Source organism: Chryseobacterium sp. T16E-39, from assembly GCF_002216065.1.
In the GTDB taxonomy this organism is placed as follows: Bacteria; Bacteroidota; Bacteroidia; order Flavobacteriales; family Weeksellaceae; genus Chryseobacterium.
This window is the reverse complement of sequence record NZ_CP022282.1, coordinates 4,369,351-4,386,833: the sequence shown is the minus strand read 5'-3', so window position 1 is coordinate 4,386,833 and position 17,483 is coordinate 4,369,351. Positions and strand designations below refer to the sequence as shown.

Genomic DNA, 17,483 nt, shown 5'->3' with positions numbered 1-17,483 from the left:
ACAATCCCCTGGATCTATCAAATGAAAAAAATCAATCTTTATACCATTACCTTTTTCGCTGTAAGTATTGTTATTTTACTTATCAGCTTTCTTTCTTTCCGTTATTTATATTCCTCCTCGAAAGAAGATCTTTTAAACAGTAAAATTGAGGCTGGAAAACGGGAATCCCGGGAGATTGGTAAATTATTAGAGCTTCAGCTTAAGCAGGGACTTCCAAAGGAGACCGTGATTCAGAATTTACAGAGTAGTATCATCAATACAGACACCCAAACTGGTTTTATCTGTATGTATAATAGAGGTGGAATTGAGCTCTGTCATCCCAATCCTGCCCTTGTCGGCCAGAAAATTGACAAAAATAACTCCGGTTTTATTTCAGGTAATAAAGATCAGGTGGACTTTGCAGATATTCTAAATTCCGGACAAATCACTTCAGGAGTTCGAAATTTCCCTGAACAGATGAAACGCAGTTCGGAGATCGTAAGTGTATATCCGGTACAGGGAAGTGACTGGATGGTTGCTTCACATGCCAATATCAGCAGTATTGAGCAACAGACAACAGATTTATACATGAAGTTCTTATTAGTATTCATAACCGCTTCCTTTATTATCCTAGGGATAAGTTTTGTTTTGATACGATGGATCTATAAAAAATATGAAACTGGAAAAGAGAGCGAAATAAGCGATCTTAATAATGAGATCAATAATCTAACCGTTATCAATACTCAGCTTAATACCCTACAGGAAAAATATCATGAATCAGCACAAAACATAAACATAGCTGAAACTGACCCCACCGAAAGTTCAAAAAAAAGAATGATCACCTACCATAAGGATGAACTAATCTCTTTGGAAACCTCAGAGATTGCCTATTTCTGTTTAGACAATAATATAGTTTCCCTTACCACTCTTAAAGGAAATCAATATACAGTCAACTCAAGTCTTGATGAATTGATTAAAACATTAGATACCGAAATTTTCTACCGTGCCAACAGACAGTTCATCATTAACATCAAGGCTATTGAAAGTATTCTGATCTATGGAAAAAACCAACTGAAACTGAATGTAAAGCCTGAAAGTTCTGAAATGATCCTTATCAGTAAAAATAAAGTAGCAGAATTCAAAAAGTGGATTGAACAATAAATAGCTGCATAGCACTTCTTCTTCATAAAAATGACTTTACACGTTATTTTTAGTAATATTGTATAGTAATACGATTAATAAACACAAAAAACACATGATTAAAAAAACCATTTTTTCGATTTTGGCGGTTATTTCTGTCATTTCCTGCAATGGAGATAATGAATTCAGTAATGGCCCGTCTGATTACAATCACACCCGTCCTGTAGGTGCTTCTGCCAACAATTTATTAAGCAATAATCGCTACACTTCGTTGTTGATAGAAATCCAATACATGCCCGGATATGCACCCGATTCTCAGGCAGTGGAATATCTAAAGAACTTTTTGTCGGCCACTCTTCAAAAAAATGGCGGAATCACCATTACACAGCGTGAAATTTCTGGAACCTCATCTGCCAGCTTATCTGCTGAAGATATCAGGCAGATTGAAAATGCAAACCGTAAGGTATTCACGGGCGGATCTACGATGGCAGTAAATATCCTATACACCAATGGGCAGTATAGCGGAAGCTCTAATACGCTAGGGATTGCTTACCGCAATACTTCTATCGCTTTATTCGGAAAAACCATTCGTGATAATTCCGGGGGAATCGGACAGATAAGCAGAGCAAAACTCGAGGCTACAGTACTGGAACATGAAATGGGCCATTTAATTGGCTTGGTTGATTTAGGCTCACAGATGCAGTCAGACCATAAGGATAGTGCAAATGGAAATCATTGCAATAATCAAAAGTGCCTGATGTATTATGCTTCTGAAACTACAGATATTCTAAGTTTTCTTACGGGAGGCAATATTCCTCAATTAGACAACAACTGCAAAGCAGACCTCAAAGCTAATGGAGGAAAGTGATATGAAAATAGTATAAAAATAAGGCATGGTACAAGAATATACAATAGATCCTTGTAGTGGTAAAGGTATAGACATACTAAAAGGGCAAAAATTAACTATTATTGATTTAGAGGGGCAGCAAGTCGCTGATTTTTTTGCAGAAACAAAAGAAGATCCTAAGGAGTTCCTATCTACATCTGTTACCATTGATTGCAATGAATCTTTAAAACTAAAGATCGGAGACTTCATTTATACGAATCTATACAATCCTATGTTCAGGCTTATATCTGATGATGTCGGTGAGCATGACCTGTTATATCCATGCTGCAGAAAGGAAACTTATAATTTCTTCTATAATAACGGAGACGGTCACCCCAATTGTTTTGATAATATAAATATGAATTTGCGTGACAAAAGATCGGTTATTTCACCAGTGAATTTTTTCATGTACACAAAGATCAATACAGATGGGACCTTATTTATTGAAGCTCCTCTCTCTAAGCCAGGCGATAAAGTAATTTTGATAGCAGAAATGGATGCCTGTTTAAGTATCGCAGCCTGTAGTGTATCAGAAGGATTATGCAATGGAGGAAAATGTTCTTCAATAAAAGTCATCATTGAAGATTAACATCAGTTTTCTTTAGAGCTTTTTAAAAACAAAAAATGCTGTAAATTAATTTACAGCATTTTTATATTGCGATCCGGACGGGACTCGAACCCGCGACCTCCGCCGTGACAGGGCGGCATTCTAACCAGCTGAACTACCGGATCAGTAGTCCTGAGTTTTTTAATCAAATTTGATATGCGATCCGGACGGGACTCGAACCCGCGACCTCCGCCGTGACAGGGCGGCATTCTAACCAGCTGAACTACCGGATCAGTAGTTACTTAATTTCAAATAAATTTGATTGCGATCCGGACGGGACTCGAACCCGCGACCTCCGCCGTGACAGGGCGGCATTCTAACCAGCTGAACTACCGGATCATATTTGATGTTTGTAAGAACTCGTTTCTTTTTTGTGATTGCAAAATTACACCTTTTTTAATTACCTGCAAATTATTTGTTAAAAAAATACCTTCCAAAAGCGGAAGGTATTCATTATCAAAGTTATTTTTTTTATAAGTGTGCACTTAATTTCTCAGCGATCACCTCTTTTGGCGTTACACCAACTAATTTATCTACTACCTCACCATTCTTAAAAATAAGAACTGTAGGGATATTTCTGATCCCATACTGCATAGAAATCTCCTGGTTGTTATCCACATCTACCTTTCCTACTACAGCTTTTCCTTCAAAATCTGTTGCTACCTCTTCAATGATTGGTCCCAGTGTTCTACAAGGTCCACACCATACTGCCCAAAAGTCTACCAATACCGGTTTATCTGATTTTAAAACCGTTTCCTGAAATGAGCTATCCGTAATTTCTAAAGCCATTTTTTTTATTTTATTTAAATTAATATTCTATTGTTTTTTTAATCCTTAATTGGATCATCAAAATTACTACTTTTCAGCAATAAGGTTATCTATGCTGAACATTTGTTTTTTCTATAACAAAATCTACTGAAATTTCTTTCAGGGCATTGACTAAAGCATCAATATCAGATTTCGTCGTAAGATGGCTAAATGAAACACGCAGTGGTGTACAATGATCCATTTCGTCCTCAGACAATACCATCATCATCACCATAGAGGGTTTTGAGGCTCCGGAAGAGCATGCACTTCCCTGGGAAATAGCAATTCCTTTCATATCCAGTTTTAATCCTATTAAAGGATCTGTATAAGGCAGCAAAACACTTAAAACACTGTCAACGCTATTCTCCATTTCTGCACTGCGTCCATTATACTTAACGTTTGGAATTTCCGCAGATAATCTTTCGATAGCGTATTCTTTAATTTCTCTTATGTGGTCAGCGTAAGCTTTCATATTGTTGATGCATAGCTCTAATGCTTTCCCTAAACCAACAATACCAGCAACATTCTCAGTTCCAGCTCTAAGACTTCTTTCCTGAGGCCCACCGGTAATTATTCCTTTCAGTCCTGTGGCTTTTCTTACGAAAGCAAAACCAACTCCTTTTGGCCCATGAAATTTATGAGCGCTACAAGAAGCAAAGTCAACAGGAATATCTGAAAAATCAAATTCCATATGCCCCATTGTCTTCACTGTATCTGAATGATAAAGGGCATTATTTGCTTTGCATAACTCTGCAATTTTCTTAATATCAACAATATTTCCGATTTCATTATTAGCATGCATTAAGCTTACTAATGTCTTTTTATCGGAAGATTTTAAAAGTTCTTCTAATTTATTAAGATCGATATCTCCTTTTTCATTCGGGCGGATATAAACAACCTCTGCTCCCTTTCTGTTCTTCATATCCATGATACTCTCAGAAACACACTTATGCTCAAGTGGAGAGCTAATGATTCTTTCTACCCCAAGGTTTTCTACACTGGATTTAATGATCATATTATTGGACTCTGTCCCACAAGATGTGAAAATAATCTCAGCGGGAGTAACATGAAGATAATCAGCCACCTGTCTTCTTACATTTTCGATAAGGATCTTAGCATCCTGTCCAAAACTGTGTGTAGAAGAAGGATTCCCAAAATTCATCTTCATGGTGCTTACCATTGCATCAATAACTTCTTCAGAAAGTGGTGTTGTTGCTGCGTTATCTAAATATACTTTATTCATTTTATTTTGAATATTTTAATACGACGGAATTGAATTGATAATTCGAAGGAACGGTGAAAACCACCCAAGGATTTGATATAACCTGTATTTCCATTCCTCCCGATTCACGTTGAGGAACTTCTACATACAGTACATTATCTTTCACAGAAAGATTTTTGATTTCAGTGATTTTGTGATCTCCGGATCTGAATGTTCCTAAATTGTATAAAACAGCTTTTTGGTCTTTTGGAAAGGAAGGATAACTCACCGTTGTTTCTTTGCCCAATTCAGCAAGACTGGAGTTCCCTTTTATTACTTTCTGTAGTTCTTCCTGATTTTTTAAAATAGTAAAACCGGCAGTTTCACTACCACCCTGAGATTCAGAAACTAGAATTTTTCCACTTTTCTCTGCATTATTTGATGCTGAAGATGGTGCACTGGTACAGCTCATGAAGAAAGCAAGAAACCAAATAAACAGTTTATTCATTTTTAACATTTTTACCATCCAAAATTAGTGAAAAAATTGATAATGTCCTTCATTTGCCCACTTAAGCATCTGTTTATCTCCTGAAGTATCGCCAAAAGCGATTATTTTGTCGTATTTTGTATTATTAATTTGTTCCTGAATTCGTATCAGTTTTTCTTTCCCGTTGCAATTTTTTCCAATAAAATTTCCGGTAAAAATACCGTTCTTAAACTCTGCCCGCGTAGAAATCAGCTGCATTTGAAGTTCTTCAGCAAATGGCTTCACCCAAATATCCAATGACGCTGTAACTAATAGACTCTGAGTATTATTACGATCTATATTTTTAATAAAGTCCAGTGCATTTTCGCGAACAATTCTTGGGTAATGGTGTTCAAAAAACTGTTTCGCTTTTCTTTCGATTTTTTCCTGCGATTGCCCTTTTAATATGGAACCAATAAAACTCTTTTTTACTTTCTCCGTTTCAGCAAGTTTTAATTTTAATAAAATAAAAAGAGGAACGTGTCTCAAAAATTGTATATGATATTTTGTAGAATCATAAAACTTAAGATACATAAACATGGTATCTTTATAGGTAATTGTCCCATCAAAATCAAAACAATACAATTTTTTCATTTTATTAGAGCTTTAACTTTTTAAATATAAATTCTGGAATGTTCCTTATGATCATCATGATAATCCCCCAGACAGGTAATACATAGGCAACATTCTTTTGTTTTCTATAAGCATTATAAATACCTGCAGCTGCTTGTTTAGGCTTGGCTGTCAGTGCAGGATTCAATGGAAGTCCTTCCGTCATTTTGGTCTCCATAAAACCTGGTTTTATCGTAATTACATGTACCTTTTTATCGAAAAGATAATTTCTTAAACCACTTAAATAAGCTGTAAAAGCAGCTTTTGCACTTCCATAAATAAAATTACTTTGCCTTCCTCTATCTCCTGCTACAGAAGATAGCCCAATAATGGTTCCTGACCTTCTGCTTTCAAATTTTTGAGCAAAATAATTCATTAAAGGAATCAGCTTTGCGTAATTAATATCAATGATCCGCTCGGTATTCCTATGATCATACAATCCCTCTTCTGTTCCATCACCCATATATCCCACTGCACAAAATAATACATTTGAATTGATATGGTCAAATTTTGTATAATCTATTTCTTTCATAAGGTCCAAATCGATCACTTCTGCCTGTTGCAGAAACTTCACATCGAGATGCCTTGCAAATCTTTCCGTAGTTTCCTTACTAGAGGTAAACAGATAGATTTTTTCATATTTTTCTCCTTCCTGTAAAGCTTTTTCAACAAAAGCCTGCGCCACTTCAGAGGTACTTCCGAGAACTATCATTTACTACTTATTATTTATGATTCTTTTGTGCTGTAAAGACACAAATTTTGAACTTTGAACGTTTTTAAGATAATTGGTCAGAGAAGATTTACTCATACTGTCTTTGGTTAAATAAACCCGTCCTCCAAACTCCTGAACAATTGCATCTAACTGGTCAACAAGTTTTTTAAGCTTAGAGTTTACTTTAAAATCTAACGCTAAAGTATATCCCTCTATCGGAAATGAATTATAAGCTTCCTGATTATCTTTCCCAAAAAGCTTTAAAACAGCCAGAAATGAACCGTTTCCACTATTTGCAATTGCTTCAAGAATCTTCTTCATTCCTTCCTTTCCTGATTTTTTGGGGATAACCATTTGATATTGGATAAATCCTGATTTTCCATAAATCTTATTCCAGTCATGCACCAAATCCAGCGGATAAAAGAATGTTTCATAGTCGATAAAATCTTTAACCTCCCTTTTAGTCTGTTTCTTATAGTACAGGAAATTAAAAATCTTCACTGTTAAAGCATTCAGAATAAAACCTGGAAAATAGAAAGGAACAACAAGTTGAAATTTTTTCTTAAGTCTTAAGGGGTTTTTAGTCATACTTTGAGGAAGTTCATGTTGAAAAGCATGTTCTCCCCGCATTAGAATACTTCTTCCGATATCCTTCCCTTTTTGCAAACAATCGATCCATGCTACGGTATAGGTCCAGCTTTCACTTTCTTCAAACAGCCTGAAAATCTCATCAAGGTTTTCTGCTTTAATACTTTCCTGTCGGATATAGGCTGATTCGATATTTTTAAGCTTAAACTTTGCAGTGAGGATGATCCCAGTAAGCCCCATTCCTCCCATAGTTGCCCAAAACTTATCTGCATTCGACTCTCTTGAGCATGTGATGATTTCACCATTTTCTGTCATTAACTTAAACTCAATGACGTATTCTGAAAAGCATCCTTCGGAATGATGGTTTTTCCCATGTACATCTGAAGCAATAGCACCACCAACGGTAACAAGTTTAGTTCCTGGCGTTACATATAGAAAATATCCCTGAGGGACGGCAATCTCCAATACTTCAGAAAGAAGAACTCCCGATTCACACTCTATGATACCGTTCAAACGGTCAAAACTGATAAATTTATTTAATTTTTTTGTTGAAAATATATGTTCCCCTAATGAAGCATCCCCGTAACATCTTCCATTTCCTCTTGCAATGACTTCATTATGATTTAATACAAATTCCTTAATTTTTTTAAAGCTGTCTTCAGACTTCATTTCTTTTTCCACTATGGGAAAATTACCCCAATTGGTAACTTTTTGGATAAAATTTGGCTTCATTTCTTAAAATAAATTTGAATTAAAAATGTAGCAACCCATAATAACAAGGTAACCTGTATATATCTGTCCCTGTATACAATTTTTGTTGGAGACTCTGTTCTGTTGTATACTAATGTTTGCTGAAGATACCTTAAAAATGCAAATACAACAAAAATAACAGTATAAAAGACTCTTTCATGAAACTTTGCCTGTACTTCCGGTGATAACGTAAACATCAAATAACACATAATAGCCAGCGTCACAGAAATTGAAAGTGCAATATCTGCAAACTGTACATTATAGCCGTCCAATGCTTTTCTCGTTTTACCGGAAACCTGTGCGTTGATCAGCTCACCTCGCCTTTTTCCTATAGCCAATACCAAAGCAAGTACAAAGGTAAGTAAGATGGCCCACTGTGAAATACTGATGCCTGTGATATACCCCCCAGCCAACACTCTTAAAACAAAACCAATAGCAATAATAAAAATATCAATAATGGGAACATGTTTTAATTTGAAGGTATAAGCAAGATTCATCACAAAATAAAACCCTATGATTGTAGCGAATTTCCAAAGCACCTCTTCAAAATAAAATTGGGCAAAAAGAATAAGTACAATATCTATAATTACCAATCCTAATAAAATCCCGATAGCTTTCGACTTGGAAACCGCTCCACTTGCAAGAGGTCTTCTTCTTTTTTCAGGATGTTGCCGATCAGCTTCAATATCGTTATAATCATTCAGGATGTACACCATACTGGCAGCGAGGGAAAAGATAATAAAAGCAAAAATACTTTTGGAAAGGAGATCAAGGTTTTTGATGTTGCCCGAGAAAAATAATGGCACAAAAACAAATAGATTTTTGACCCATTGCTCTACACGTAGCAGTTTAAGATATTTCTTCATTTATGTTATTTCAATTGCAAAAATAGTAATTTCAAGATGAGTAGCATAAAAGTACAAAAAAAACCGCCGTGGCGGTCTTTTAAGAAAATATTTATATTTTAATTAATTATTGCCCTTGTTTAGCATCATTAATCATTTTTTCATTTGCAGTAATAGCAAACTCTACTCTTCTGTTTTTAGCTCTTCCATCTTCAGTGTCATTGCTTGCAACAGGCATATTTTTACCTTCTCCTTTAGTAAACATTCTGCCAGATGCAATTCCTTTTCCAGTTAAATAAGCTTTTACAGCATCTGCTCTTCTTTGAGAAAGTGACATATTATAAGCATCTTTACCTACACTATCCGTGTGTCCGTAGATGTTAATATTTGTATCAGGGTTGTTTGCTAATACCTGTACCAATTTATCCAAGTTCGTTTGAGCCGTTGAAGTAAGATTTGATGAATCGAAAGCAAAATTAACGATACTTTCATTCATTGTTACTTTAATACCATCACCTACTCTTTCAACCTGAGCCCCTGGCAAAGTTTCTTTGATCTCCTTAGCCTGCTTATCCATTTTATTACCAATAACGTTACCAGCAACACCACCGATAATACCACCCAATACAGCTCCTAAAGCACCATTTCCACCTTTACCTACATTATTCCCTAAGATACCTCCAAGAACAGCTCCAGATGCAACACCTACTGCTGTACCTCTTTGTTGGTGATTAGAATTCTGAACAGCTTCACAACTTGTTAATAATAAAGTTGACGATAGGAAAATCCCTGCGATATATGATTTATTAAATTTCATCTTTTTTATTTTTTATGATTACTAATTATTTCATTCCAGTTCTCTGGAAATTATAAACTACTCTTACTGTACTTCCATCGAATGGAACGTTTTGTTCAAGTGAAAACTGATCTGTAGACTGATTGATCATGTTTAGAGAATATCCTACTGTATTTTGTTTAGCTTTTGTTCCCTCAGCAATTTTCTTGAACATAAAAGTATTTCCACCTTTAACTTCAAATTTAATTGGCTGCATTACGCTGGGACAAGATCCCCCACCATTTAAAGTATAAGATCCTGTATAGTTATTGGGAATTAATCTCCAATGACTTCCTACAAAACATTGTGCATCTGCTCCTTCATCAAAAGGTTTGATCTTAAATCCTTTGTCATAATCGATGCTTACAATTTCCCAATCACCTTTAATTTTTAAAAAGTCTGATTTTTGATTTTGTGATGTTTGTGCATTTTTCACTGAGGAACAAGACACTGCAAAAAGTGATGTTCCCAACATTCCTGCAAGTAGTAACTTTTTCATTTTGTCGTTTATTTTTTGTTACATTAAAGTTACAAAAAACCGTGCCAAAATTGAAAAATAAAAACAAAAAAGTCCGAAAAATTCGGACTCTTTATTATATACACTGTAATACAGTGAAACATGTTACTTTTTAACAGTCTTTCTTACGGATTTCGCAGCTTTTTTTACTGCTGAAGTTTTCCCATTATAGAAATTGGTATAAGCATATTCAGCTGCTTTCTTAAGATCTATAACACCTCCAGCCTGTGAAAGATCAACAAATCCATTTTCTGTACTTGCATTACTTGATTTCACTAATGCTTCAATAATCTGATTCGGTTTTAAATTAGGCATATATGCTAACAAAACAGCTGCTGCTCCCGCAACAACAGGTGATGCCATTGAAGTTCCCTGTAGATATTCATAAGTGCTGGTAGGAACAGTAGAGTAAATTTCTTCACCAGGTGCAAAAACATTCACCATCTTTTTATTGAAGTTAGAGAAGCTTGCTCTTAATTCATTATTTCTATTTGTACTTGCACCTACAACGATTACGTTATTGACAAATGGATTTTCGTCTGTGATATTTTTAAAATTAGTTGGGTAAGCAAGATGCTCAGCAACATCCTCATTTTCATTTCCTGCAGCTTTAACCAGAAGAACTCCTTTATCCTCAGCATATTTAAATGCATCCCATACTTCATTTTTTCCTGGAGATACTGGTTTTCCAAAACTCATATTTAAAACTTTAGCACCATTGTCTACAGCATATCGTATAGCATTAGCCACATCTTTATCTCTTTCGTCTCCATTAGGAACAGTTCTTACAGACATGATTTTAGCTACTCTTGAAGCGACACCATGCTGAACCTCTTTACCTTGTGGCAAGCCCGCTATGATACCCGCAACGTGAGTTCCATGCTCTGCATCAGGTCCCTGATAATGATTGTTCCCATAGTTTCTCTGACCATAATCATCATAATTATCCCCAACGATCTCAGCTCTTGTATCATAGCTTAGATCGTATTGTTTTGCTGCAGGAGCAAAATGATCAATAGCTCCTTTCATTTCCTTCTTCATTGCCACTTCAAAATAAGCAGAAGATTTCCCTTTAAATTCCGGGCTTTGAGCAACCTGACCCAGGATATTAAGGGCAATTGCATCTTTTTGGTCCGTTGGTGCTTTTATGGCAGATACATTTTCAGCAGTTACTGATTTTCCGTCCAAAAGCTTCACCATATTAGGAATAAGATCATTGATCATCGTGTATTGCTGAAGACTTTGTTTTGCCTCGATACTTTTCTTTCCAAAAAGCTCTTTAGCCTTCATATACATAGCAAATTCTTCAGGCATTTTAGCTTGATTGGCTTTGTTCTTAGTAGAATCATCCCCTTCAAATACAGGTTTATATTTTGCAACAACTCTGGTTACTTCCATATTATCGATATCTACATCACCATTTTTCCCACCAATAAAATTCCATCCGTGAACATCATCAACATATCCATTTCCATCATCATCCTTTCCATTATTAGGAACTTCATTAGGGTTTGACCATATGTTTTTGATCAACCCTGGATGATCTACCTGCACACCACTATCTAAGACACCTACAACCACCGTTTTAGGTTTAAGTCCTTTAGATTCTAAATATTTATATGCATTTTCTGTATTGATACCATATACTTTAGTAGTGCTAAAATCTTTGTGATACCAGGTCATCAAGTCTTTATCTTCTTTCGGGTCAACGCTCTTTGTCTGTGCTTTTTGTGCAAAAGCAGAATTAAAGCCTGCTAAAAAGACAGCAGCTAGTAATACCTTTTTCATGCTAGTATAATTGTTTAATATTTTTAATATAAGTCAAAGATTCAGGTCCTTTGTTACAAATAAGGTCCAGAATCGATAAGTCATTTAAAAATCCTAATTTATCGGAGAATGTTTGATAGTACGTATCCATTTCATATTCTGAAGGGACTTTTGTGGAAAATTTTTCTCTAAAATTAATTTCTTCAGGATTTTTGATATATTCTTCATTCAAAGAGTATGCCTTTTCTGTTTTCAAGATCTGCTGTATAATCTCTAAACCCTTTATATTAAAATCAAAAAGATTATTTTCCTTTAATTCAAACAGTTTTATTAATCTATCTTCATAAAATTCAAAATAGGGAGAACTTTGATAAGCAGTCTTAATAGATTTCCAATGAAGTTTCCTCCAGTCTTCCCTGTTCGAAACTTCTATTTCTTTTAATTCTCTTTTTCCTGTATGACTGATTGGGATAATTAGCGAAAGTTTTCCGTTAGCCCCATAAATATTAGTTCTGTTTCTATAGGTCTGCTTGGGGAAATTTTCAAACTGCTCAAAAGTAACTTCGTTTTCAGCATTTAAAAAAACTGAAAACCATGAAATCGGTGGTAAATAGAACACCGGCAATAGTACATTCTTCATATTCATAATACAAAAATGAAGTATTTTTCCAAATACTTCATTCTATTTTAAATTTATTTTATTTATAAATCTTCTTCTGTCTTTTTCTTTCTGAACAGTTTAACAAAGTAATCCCATCCAAAGAATAAAATAAGAATCATCGCTGCAATCCACCAGTAAGAGGTTTTATTAGTCTCTCCAGTGTTGGTTGCTTTAAACATCCTTTCCCAACGGATCTTAAATGGTGCCTGATAAGATGAACTCGCATCCTTGAAAACACCTTGTAAGCTCATCCAGGTAAATATTGGTTTTCCTACAATATTTTCTTCCGGAACAAAACCAAAGAACCTTGCATCCAAAGATGCATCCCTGTTGTCTCCAACCATCATATAATAATCCTGCTTAATGGTATATTGAGTAGCCTCTTTTCCATTGATGAAAATTTTCCCATTTTTATTCTCCAGACTATTGTGCTCATATTCAGAGATAATCCATTGATAGGTTGGAAGTGTTTCTTTGTTGATTGCTACAACATCCCCTTTCTTAGGAATTCTAAGTGGTCCATACCAATCCTGGTTCCAAGGTTTATTGATTGGAAATATGGATTGCGTGGTATCAATACTTTTTGTGTAGGCTGTTTTATCAGCATTTAATTTATGCTGAACCGTTGCAGAATCTTTTGGAAAAATACTTTCTTCCATATCGATTACACTTGGTAATGCTTTAATTTCCGCCGCAGTTTTATTCGTTAACCCCTGGAACATGTAAACAAAACCTTTGTCAGTCTGCATTTCTCTTACCGGTAAGAAACCATATGTATTATACAATCCCGGAATATCTAACTGAGCTCCAGTATTAACAGTATAAGCATGCTGAACTTCCTGATCTCCTAAAACCGTTTCAGGCTTTCCGTTGACAAAAAGTCTTCCTGATCTCATTTCAAAAGTATCCCCTGCAACAGCAACGCATCTTTTTACATAAGGATCTTTTCTATCTATCGCCGTATGTACTGAATCCTGAGGATAGTTGAAAACAAGAACATCATTTTTCTGAGGTTTGTTGAATTGCATAATCCTTGCATACGGTAATTTTACACCATCTACATAAGATTTAGGATCATCCTTCGGATTTCCCGGCTCCCCGGTATCCATAATAGTTCCCTGTAAAAAAGGTATTGCTAATGGACGCATTGGCAATCTATACCCATAGCTCCATTTGTTTACAAATAAGAAATCACCCACCAATAATGTTCTCTCCATTGATCCGGTAGGAATACCGAAAGGCTGTGTTACGAAAACGTGGATGATCGTTGCAAAAACAACTGCAAAAGTAACAGATCCCAGAAAAGAGTCTTTCTTTTTCGCTGTTTTTTCTTCGTCTGTTAAAAACAGATCATTTTCATCTTCCAATTCTACATCTTTGCCATAATTTACTACAGCCATGTAAATGAAAGGAAGGATTACAGTAAGCAATTGGTCTTTGAAAAGAGACTTACCAAATTTTTTCATTAAGTATAAATGAAAAACGGACATCATAATCGGACCCACAATTGGAAAATATGATAAAATAGCCCACCACCTAGGGTGTTTGGTTTCTTTTAGAATAATGAAATAATTGTAAAAAGGGATAAAAGCAAATAATGGACTATACCCTAATTTTTTGAATAGTTTCCATGTCGAAATCCCCATTAAAAGGGATAAAATGAGAACGTATACTGTATATGTTAAAAAATAATTCATAAATTTCGTGCCTATTCTATTAATTTACGTTGAATAACTGCTGTATTAGTTTGTGATTTGGGAGATTTGTTACAATTTAAAGACCCAAAACATCTTTCATTGTGAAATTTCCTTTTTTATCTTTGATCCATTCTGCAGCAACTACTGCTCCCAATGCAAAACCATTTCTGTTAAATGCTGTATGCTTGATTTCAATTTCATCCACTTCACTTTTATAAAATACGCTATGGGTTCCTGGTACCTCATCTTCACGAACCGCAAAAATACCCAACTGATTTCCCTGGGTTTCTTCAAGCTTCCACGCGTCAAATTTAGGATTGTTTTTAAAGATACCTTCTGCGAGGGAAATAGCGGTTCCACTCGGTGCATCTAATTTATGGATATGATGAATCTCCTCAAGCTGACAAGAATATTCATTAACATTCTTCATTAAGTCAGCCAGCTTTTCATTTAATGCAAAAAATAAATTAACCCCTAAACTAAAATTAGAACCGTATAAAAATGCAGTTTGATTTTCTATTGCAATTCTCTCAATTTCTTCCTTTTTATCCAGCCATCCTGTAGTTCCGCAAATAACCGGAATCTTATTTTCCAGGCAGGCCTTTATATTGCTAAATGCCACTTCCGGGAGTGAAAATTCGATAACAACATCAGGATTATTAAGATTTTCAGCAGTTGGAGTTTCTTTCAGACGGGCAACGACTTCGTGCCCTCTTTTCATAGCAATTTCATCGATGATCTTGCCCATTTTTCCATATCCAACTAATGCTATTTTCATGTAATGTATATTATTTATTAGAATCTGTAACTTAAACTCAGTCCTGTTTTAGGAGGTTCTATACTGAACTGATCCTGAATAACAGCGGGTTTAAAAGTTAAATCAGGGTCATGGCGGCTTTCGTAAAGATGTGCATCTACAACGGCATCAACAATACTCAGAATATAGATCAATCCTGTAATTGCTATAGCATAGTCTCTTTGTCTTTTTGCCCTGTCCTGAACATTGGCCAATGCGATTTTATCCAGCCAGGGACGGCTATCGATGAATTCATTGGGAGTTCCATTTAATTTGGCAATATAATACTCTCTGTATTTCTTATATTGTTTGTCATTCCACATTGCAATACCAACTCCGGTTCCGACAGCTCCCCATACAATAGGAATTTTCCAGTACTTTTTATTATAAAACTGGCCTAACCCTGGAAAAACTGCAGAATATAAACCGGCCTTTGTAGGATTTAATTTTAAAGTTTTCGCTGTAGGGCCGTTGGCTTTTTCAAGATCTGAAACCACTTTTGCTTCAGACTTCTGTGGTTTTGCCGCAGAAATACTATCCTTCGGATGGTGCTCTACCCGAATAGTATCGTTAGGATTTACTTGTGAATAGGCTAATGCATACAGACACAAGAAAAAAGTGAACAATAATTTCTTCATTTATTTAATATGAGATAGAATGTATTCCAACTCATCCTCATTCTTAAAGTCAAGAACAATTTTACCTTTTTTACCATTTCCAGTTGTTTTGATCTCCACCTTTACTTCTAAGATGTCAGAGATCGTCTTCTGGGCTCTCTTATAGTTATTTGAAAGCTCAGCTTTTACTTTTTTGGCTGCAGGTGATTTTGGATTCTTTAAAGCTGTAGCAGCTTGCTCAGCCTGACGTACATTCAGCTGTTCTTTGATAATAAGGTCAAATAAAATTTGCTGTAACTCATCATTATCCATACTGATGATTGCTCTTCCATGTCCTGCAGAAATCTCACCACTTCTGATGGCGTTCTGAATATCCGGACTTAATCTCAATAATCTGATAGAGTTGGTAATGGTACTTCTATCCTTTCCTACTCTTTGGCTAAGATTTTCCTGAGTCATTCCGATCTCATCTAAAAGTCTTTGGTAAGTTAAAGCAATTTCAATAGAATCAAGATCTTCTCTTTGAATGTTCTCAACAAGAGCCATTTCTAAAAGCTCCTGGTCGTTTACCAAACGGATGTAAGCAGGAATAGAAGTTAAGCCTGCAATTTTACTTGCACGGAACCGTCTTTCCCCAGATATAATCTCAAACCTTTCACCTTCTTTTCTTAAGGTAATGGGTTGGATTACACCTAAGTTTTTAATAGACTGTGCAAGTTCATTCAGTGCCTTTTCATCAAAATAAGTTCTTGGCTGCGTTGGGTTAGGATAAATATCTTCAATCGCTACTTCTACGATATTCCCTACAAATTTATCTGCTCCTTCATCAGTAGCAGAGTTAACAGTTGCTTTGGATTCAGCACTTAAAATAGCCCCCAAACCACGTCCCATAGCTCTTTTTTTGTCCTTCATAGATATATTTGATAAATGATGATAACCTATGTGATAAGTGATGAATGATCAATAAAAATCAAAAATCAATTCATCTGAATTTCAGTATTATCTATTATTTATTTTAAATTTAATTCTTTACTAAATTTTCATTTTTCAACAGAACTTCTTCTGCTAACTGAATATATTGAATTGCTCCTTTACTTTCAGCATCGTAGTTTAAAATACTTTCTCCAAAACTTGGTGCTTCGCTTAATCTTACATTTCTACTGATGATCGTTTCAAAAACCATTTCAGGAAAATGGGCATTCACCTCTTCTACCACCTGATTCGATAATCTTAATCTGCTGTCATACATTGTTAAAAGCAATCCTTCAATATCAAGATCTTTATTATGGATTTTCTGAACGTTTTTAATGGTATTCAAAAGCTTTCCTAAACCTTCTAACGCGAAGTATTCACATTGAATCGGGATGATCACAGAATCAGCTGCTGTTAATGCGTTTACAGTAATCAGACCTAAACTTGGTGCGCAATCGATGATAATAAAATCATAATCATCTTTTACACTTTGCAATGCTTTTTTAAGCATATACTCACGGTCATCTTTGTCAACCAATTCAATTTCCGCGGCTACTAAGTCTATATGAGATGGCACAATATCAAGATTGGGTGTTGCCGTTTTCTTGATACAGTTGATTGTTTCCACACTGTGTTCCAAAAGATTGTATGTAGAATATTGTACATCTTCAACACCTAATCCCGAAGTAGCATTTGCCTGAGGATCTGCGTCAATGATTAATATTTTCTTTTCCAATACCCCTAATGCCGCAGCAAGATTTACAGCTGTTGTTGTTTTTCCAACTCCCCCTTTCTGATTAGCGATACCTATGATTTTTCCCATTATTAGAACTTTAAGCCTCAAAAATACACATTTTTCTTTGCTCTTAATGAATGATGAAAAGTAAAAATGAGTTAAAATATTGTTAATAAGGAAATTAACGCTAAAAAAAATTATCCACAAAATATAGTATTTTGTGGATAACTGT

The 17,483-nt window shown here is 35.2% G+C and carries 19 protein-coding genes and 3 tRNA genes; 3 read left to right on the top strand and 19 right to left on the bottom strand.

Going from position 1 to position 17,483, the window contains the following annotated elements; genetic code table 11:
- Positions 1-21 precede the first annotated feature (21 nt).
- The 3 genes from CEY12_RS20020 (at position 22) to CEY12_RS20010 (ending at position 2,594) form a co-directional block, all read left to right on the top strand.
- Positions 22-1,140, top strand: coding sequence for a LytR/AlgR family response regulator transcription factor (locus CEY12_RS20020; RefSeq protein WP_089029339.1), 1,119 nt, complete (start codon positions 22-24; stop codon positions 1,138-1,140).
- A 94-nt stretch (positions 1,141-1,234) separates the two neighbouring features.
- Entirely contained in the window at positions 1,235-1,987 is a 753-nt protein-coding gene (locus tag CEY12_RS20015; RefSeq protein ID WP_089029338.1) for a M12 family metallo-peptidase, read from the top strand.
- Between the two features lie 25 nt (positions 1,988-2,012).
- Positions 2,013-2,594, top strand: a complete 582-nt coding sequence (locus CEY12_RS20010) for a DUF1989 domain-containing protein (protein WP_089029337.1) — start codon at positions 2,013-2,015, stop codon at positions 2,592-2,594.
- 69 nt (positions 2,595-2,663) lie between these two features.
- On the opposite strand, the gene CEY12_RS20005 is transcribed toward CEY12_RS20010, so the two are convergent.
- The 19 genes from CEY12_RS20005 to CEY12_RS19915 form a co-directional block, all read right to left on the bottom strand.
- A tRNA-Asp gene (locus CEY12_RS20005) sits at positions 2,664-2,737 on the bottom strand.
- Between the two features lie 34 nt (positions 2,738-2,771).
- A tRNA-Asp gene (locus tag CEY12_RS20000) sits at positions 2,772-2,845 on the bottom strand.
- A gap of 32 nt (positions 2,846-2,877) precedes the next feature.
- A tRNA-Asp gene (locus tag CEY12_RS19995) sits at positions 2,878-2,951 on the bottom strand.
- 132 nt (positions 2,952-3,083) lie between these two features.
- Positions 3,084-3,401, bottom strand: a complete 318-nt coding sequence (gene trxA / locus CEY12_RS19990) for a thioredoxin (protein WP_034682284.1) — start codon at positions 3,399-3,401, stop codon at positions 3,084-3,086.
- A gap of 85 nt (positions 3,402-3,486) precedes the next feature.
- The gene (locus CEY12_RS19985; protein ID WP_089029336.1) at positions 3,487-4,662 is read right to left on the bottom strand and encodes a cysteine desulfurase family protein; all 1,176 of its coding nucleotides are present in this window, start codon (positions 4,660-4,662) and stop codon (positions 3,487-3,489) included.
- Between the two features lies 1 nt (position 4,663).
- A complete protein-coding gene (locus CEY12_RS19980) occupies positions 4,664-5,128 on the bottom strand; it encodes a hypothetical protein (RefSeq protein ID WP_089029947.1) in 465 nt (154 codons plus the stop codon).
- 24 nt (positions 5,129-5,152) lie between these two features.
- On the bottom strand, positions 5,153-5,740 hold the full coding sequence (locus CEY12_RS19975) for an HAD-IB family hydrolase (protein ID WP_089029335.1): 588 nt from the start codon (positions 5,738-5,740) through the stop codon (positions 5,153-5,155).
- 4 nt (positions 5,741-5,744) lie between these two features.
- On the bottom strand, positions 5,745-6,470 hold the full coding sequence (locus tag CEY12_RS19970) for an SDR family NAD(P)-dependent oxidoreductase (RefSeq protein WP_089029334.1): 726 nt from the start codon (positions 6,468-6,470) through the stop codon (positions 5,745-5,747).
- Positions 6,471-6,473: 3 nt separating this feature from the next.
- The gene (locus CEY12_RS19965; RefSeq protein ID WP_089029333.1) at positions 6,474-7,790 is read right to left on the bottom strand and encodes an FAD-binding oxidoreductase; all 1,317 of its coding nucleotides are present in this window, start codon (positions 7,788-7,790) and stop codon (positions 6,474-6,476) included.
- A complete protein-coding gene (locus CEY12_RS19960) occupies positions 7,787-8,674 on the bottom strand; it encodes a decaprenyl-phosphate phosphoribosyltransferase (protein WP_089029332.1) in 888 nt (295 codons plus the stop codon). Before CEY12_RS19960 ends, CEY12_RS19965 begins: the two co-directional genes overlap by 4 nt.
- Positions 8,675-8,780: 106 nt before the next feature.
- Positions 8,781-9,470 (bottom strand): OmpA family protein, encoded by a 690-nt coding sequence (locus tag CEY12_RS19955; protein WP_089029331.1) that lies wholly within the window; start codon positions 9,468-9,470, stop codon positions 8,781-8,783.
- 25 nt (positions 9,471-9,495) lie between these two features.
- Positions 9,496-9,987, bottom strand: a complete 492-nt coding sequence (locus CEY12_RS19950) for a lipocalin family protein (RefSeq protein WP_089029330.1) — start codon at positions 9,985-9,987, stop codon at positions 9,496-9,498.
- A gap of 123 nt (positions 9,988-10,110) precedes the next feature.
- Positions 10,111-11,793: a S8 family serine peptidase gene (locus CEY12_RS19945; RefSeq protein WP_089029329.1), complete on the bottom strand. Its 1,683-nt coding sequence runs from the start codon at positions 11,791-11,793 to the stop codon at positions 10,111-10,113.
- 1 nt (position 11,794) lies between these two features.
- Entirely contained in the window at positions 11,795-12,418 is a 624-nt protein-coding gene (locus CEY12_RS19940) for a WbqC family protein (RefSeq protein ID WP_410493869.1), read from the bottom strand.
- Positions 12,419-12,474: 56 nt separating this feature from the next.
- Positions 12,475-14,130 (bottom strand): signal peptidase I, encoded by a 1,656-nt coding sequence (gene lepB / locus CEY12_RS19935; RefSeq protein ID WP_089029328.1) that lies wholly within the window; start codon positions 14,128-14,130, stop codon positions 12,475-12,477.
- Between the two features lie 76 nt (positions 14,131-14,206).
- Entirely contained in the window at positions 14,207-14,908 is a 702-nt protein-coding gene (gene dapB, locus CEY12_RS19930; RefSeq protein ID WP_089029327.1) for a 4-hydroxy-tetrahydrodipicolinate reductase, read from the bottom strand.
- 17 nt (positions 14,909-14,925) lie between these two features.
- Positions 14,926-15,564, bottom strand: coding sequence for a DUF5683 domain-containing protein (locus tag CEY12_RS19925; protein WP_089029326.1), 639 nt, complete (start codon positions 15,562-15,564; stop codon positions 14,926-14,928).
- On the bottom strand, positions 15,565-16,455 hold the full coding sequence (locus CEY12_RS19920) for a ParB/RepB/Spo0J family partition protein (protein ID WP_089029325.1): 891 nt from the start codon (positions 16,453-16,455) through the stop codon (positions 15,565-15,567).
- A gap of 109 nt (positions 16,456-16,564) precedes the next feature.
- Positions 16,565-17,338 (bottom strand): ParA family protein, encoded by a 774-nt coding sequence (locus CEY12_RS19915; protein WP_089029324.1) that lies wholly within the window; start codon positions 17,336-17,338, stop codon positions 16,565-16,567.
- Positions 17,339-17,483 lie beyond the last annotated feature (145 nt).

Coding starts and splice junctions, on each gene's coding strand:
- dapB (WP_089029327.1), bottom strand. CDS start 14,908: ATGAAAATAGCATTAGTTGGATATGGAAAAATGGGCAAGATCATCGAT.
- CEY12_RS19955 (WP_089029331.1), bottom strand. CDS start 9,470: ATGAAATTTAATAAATCATATATCGCAGGGATTTTCCTATCGTCAACT.
- CEY12_RS19940 (WP_410493869.1), bottom strand. CDS start 12,418: ATGAATATGAAGAATGTACTATTGCCGGTGTTCTATTTACCACCGATT.
- CEY12_RS19985 (WP_089029336.1), bottom strand. CDS start 4,662: ATGAATAAAGTATATTTAGATAACGCAGCAACAACACCACTTTCTGAA.
- CEY12_RS19980 (WP_089029947.1), bottom strand. CDS start 5,128: ATGAATAAACTGTTTATTTGGTTTCTTGCTTTCTTCATGAGCTGTACC.
- CEY12_RS19950 (WP_089029330.1), bottom strand. CDS start 9,987: ATGAAAAAGTTACTACTTGCAGGAATGTTGGGAACATCACTTTTTGCA.
- CEY12_RS20015 (WP_089029338.1), top strand. CDS start 1,235: ATGATTAAAAAAACCATTTTTTCGATTTTGGCGGTTATTTCTGTCATT.
- CEY12_RS19960 (WP_089029332.1), bottom strand. CDS start 8,674: ATGAAGAAATATCTTAAACTGCTACGTGTAGAGCAATGGGTCAAAAAT.
- CEY12_RS19920 (WP_089029325.1), bottom strand. CDS start 16,455: ATGAAGGACAAAAAAAGAGCTATGGGACGTGGTTTGGGGGCTATTTTA.
- CEY12_RS19945 (WP_089029329.1), bottom strand. CDS start 11,793: ATGAAAAAGGTATTACTAGCTGCTGTCTTTTTAGCAGGCTTTAATTCT.
- CEY12_RS19965 (WP_089029333.1), bottom strand. CDS start 7,790: ATGAAGCCAAATTTTATCCAAAAAGTTACCAATTGGGGTAATTTTCCC.
- CEY12_RS19915 (WP_089029324.1), bottom strand. CDS start 17,338: ATGGGAAAAATCATAGGTATCGCTAATCAGAAAGGGGGAGTTGGAAAA.
- CEY12_RS19925 (WP_089029326.1), bottom strand. CDS start 15,564: ATGAAGAAATTATTGTTCACTTTTTTCTTGTGTCTGTATGCATTAGCC.
- lepB (WP_089029328.1), bottom strand. CDS start 14,130: ATGAATTATTTTTTAACATATACAGTATACGTTCTCATTTTATCCCTT.
- CEY12_RS19970 (WP_089029334.1), bottom strand. CDS start 6,470: ATGATAGTTCTCGGAAGTACCTCTGAAGTGGCGCAGGCTTTTGTTGAA.
- trxA (WP_034682284.1), bottom strand. CDS start 3,401: ATGGCTTTAGAAATTACGGATAGCTCATTTCAGGAAACGGTTTTAAAA.
- CEY12_RS20010 (WP_089029337.1), top strand. CDS start 2,013: ATGGTACAAGAATATACAATAGATCCTTGTAGTGGTAAAGGTATAGAC.
- CEY12_RS19975 (WP_089029335.1), bottom strand. CDS start 5,740: ATGAAAAAATTGTATTGTTTTGATTTTGATGGGACAATTACCTATAAA.
- CEY12_RS20020 (WP_089029339.1), top strand. CDS start 22: ATGAAAAAAATCAATCTTTATACCATTACCTTTTTCGCTGTAAGTATT.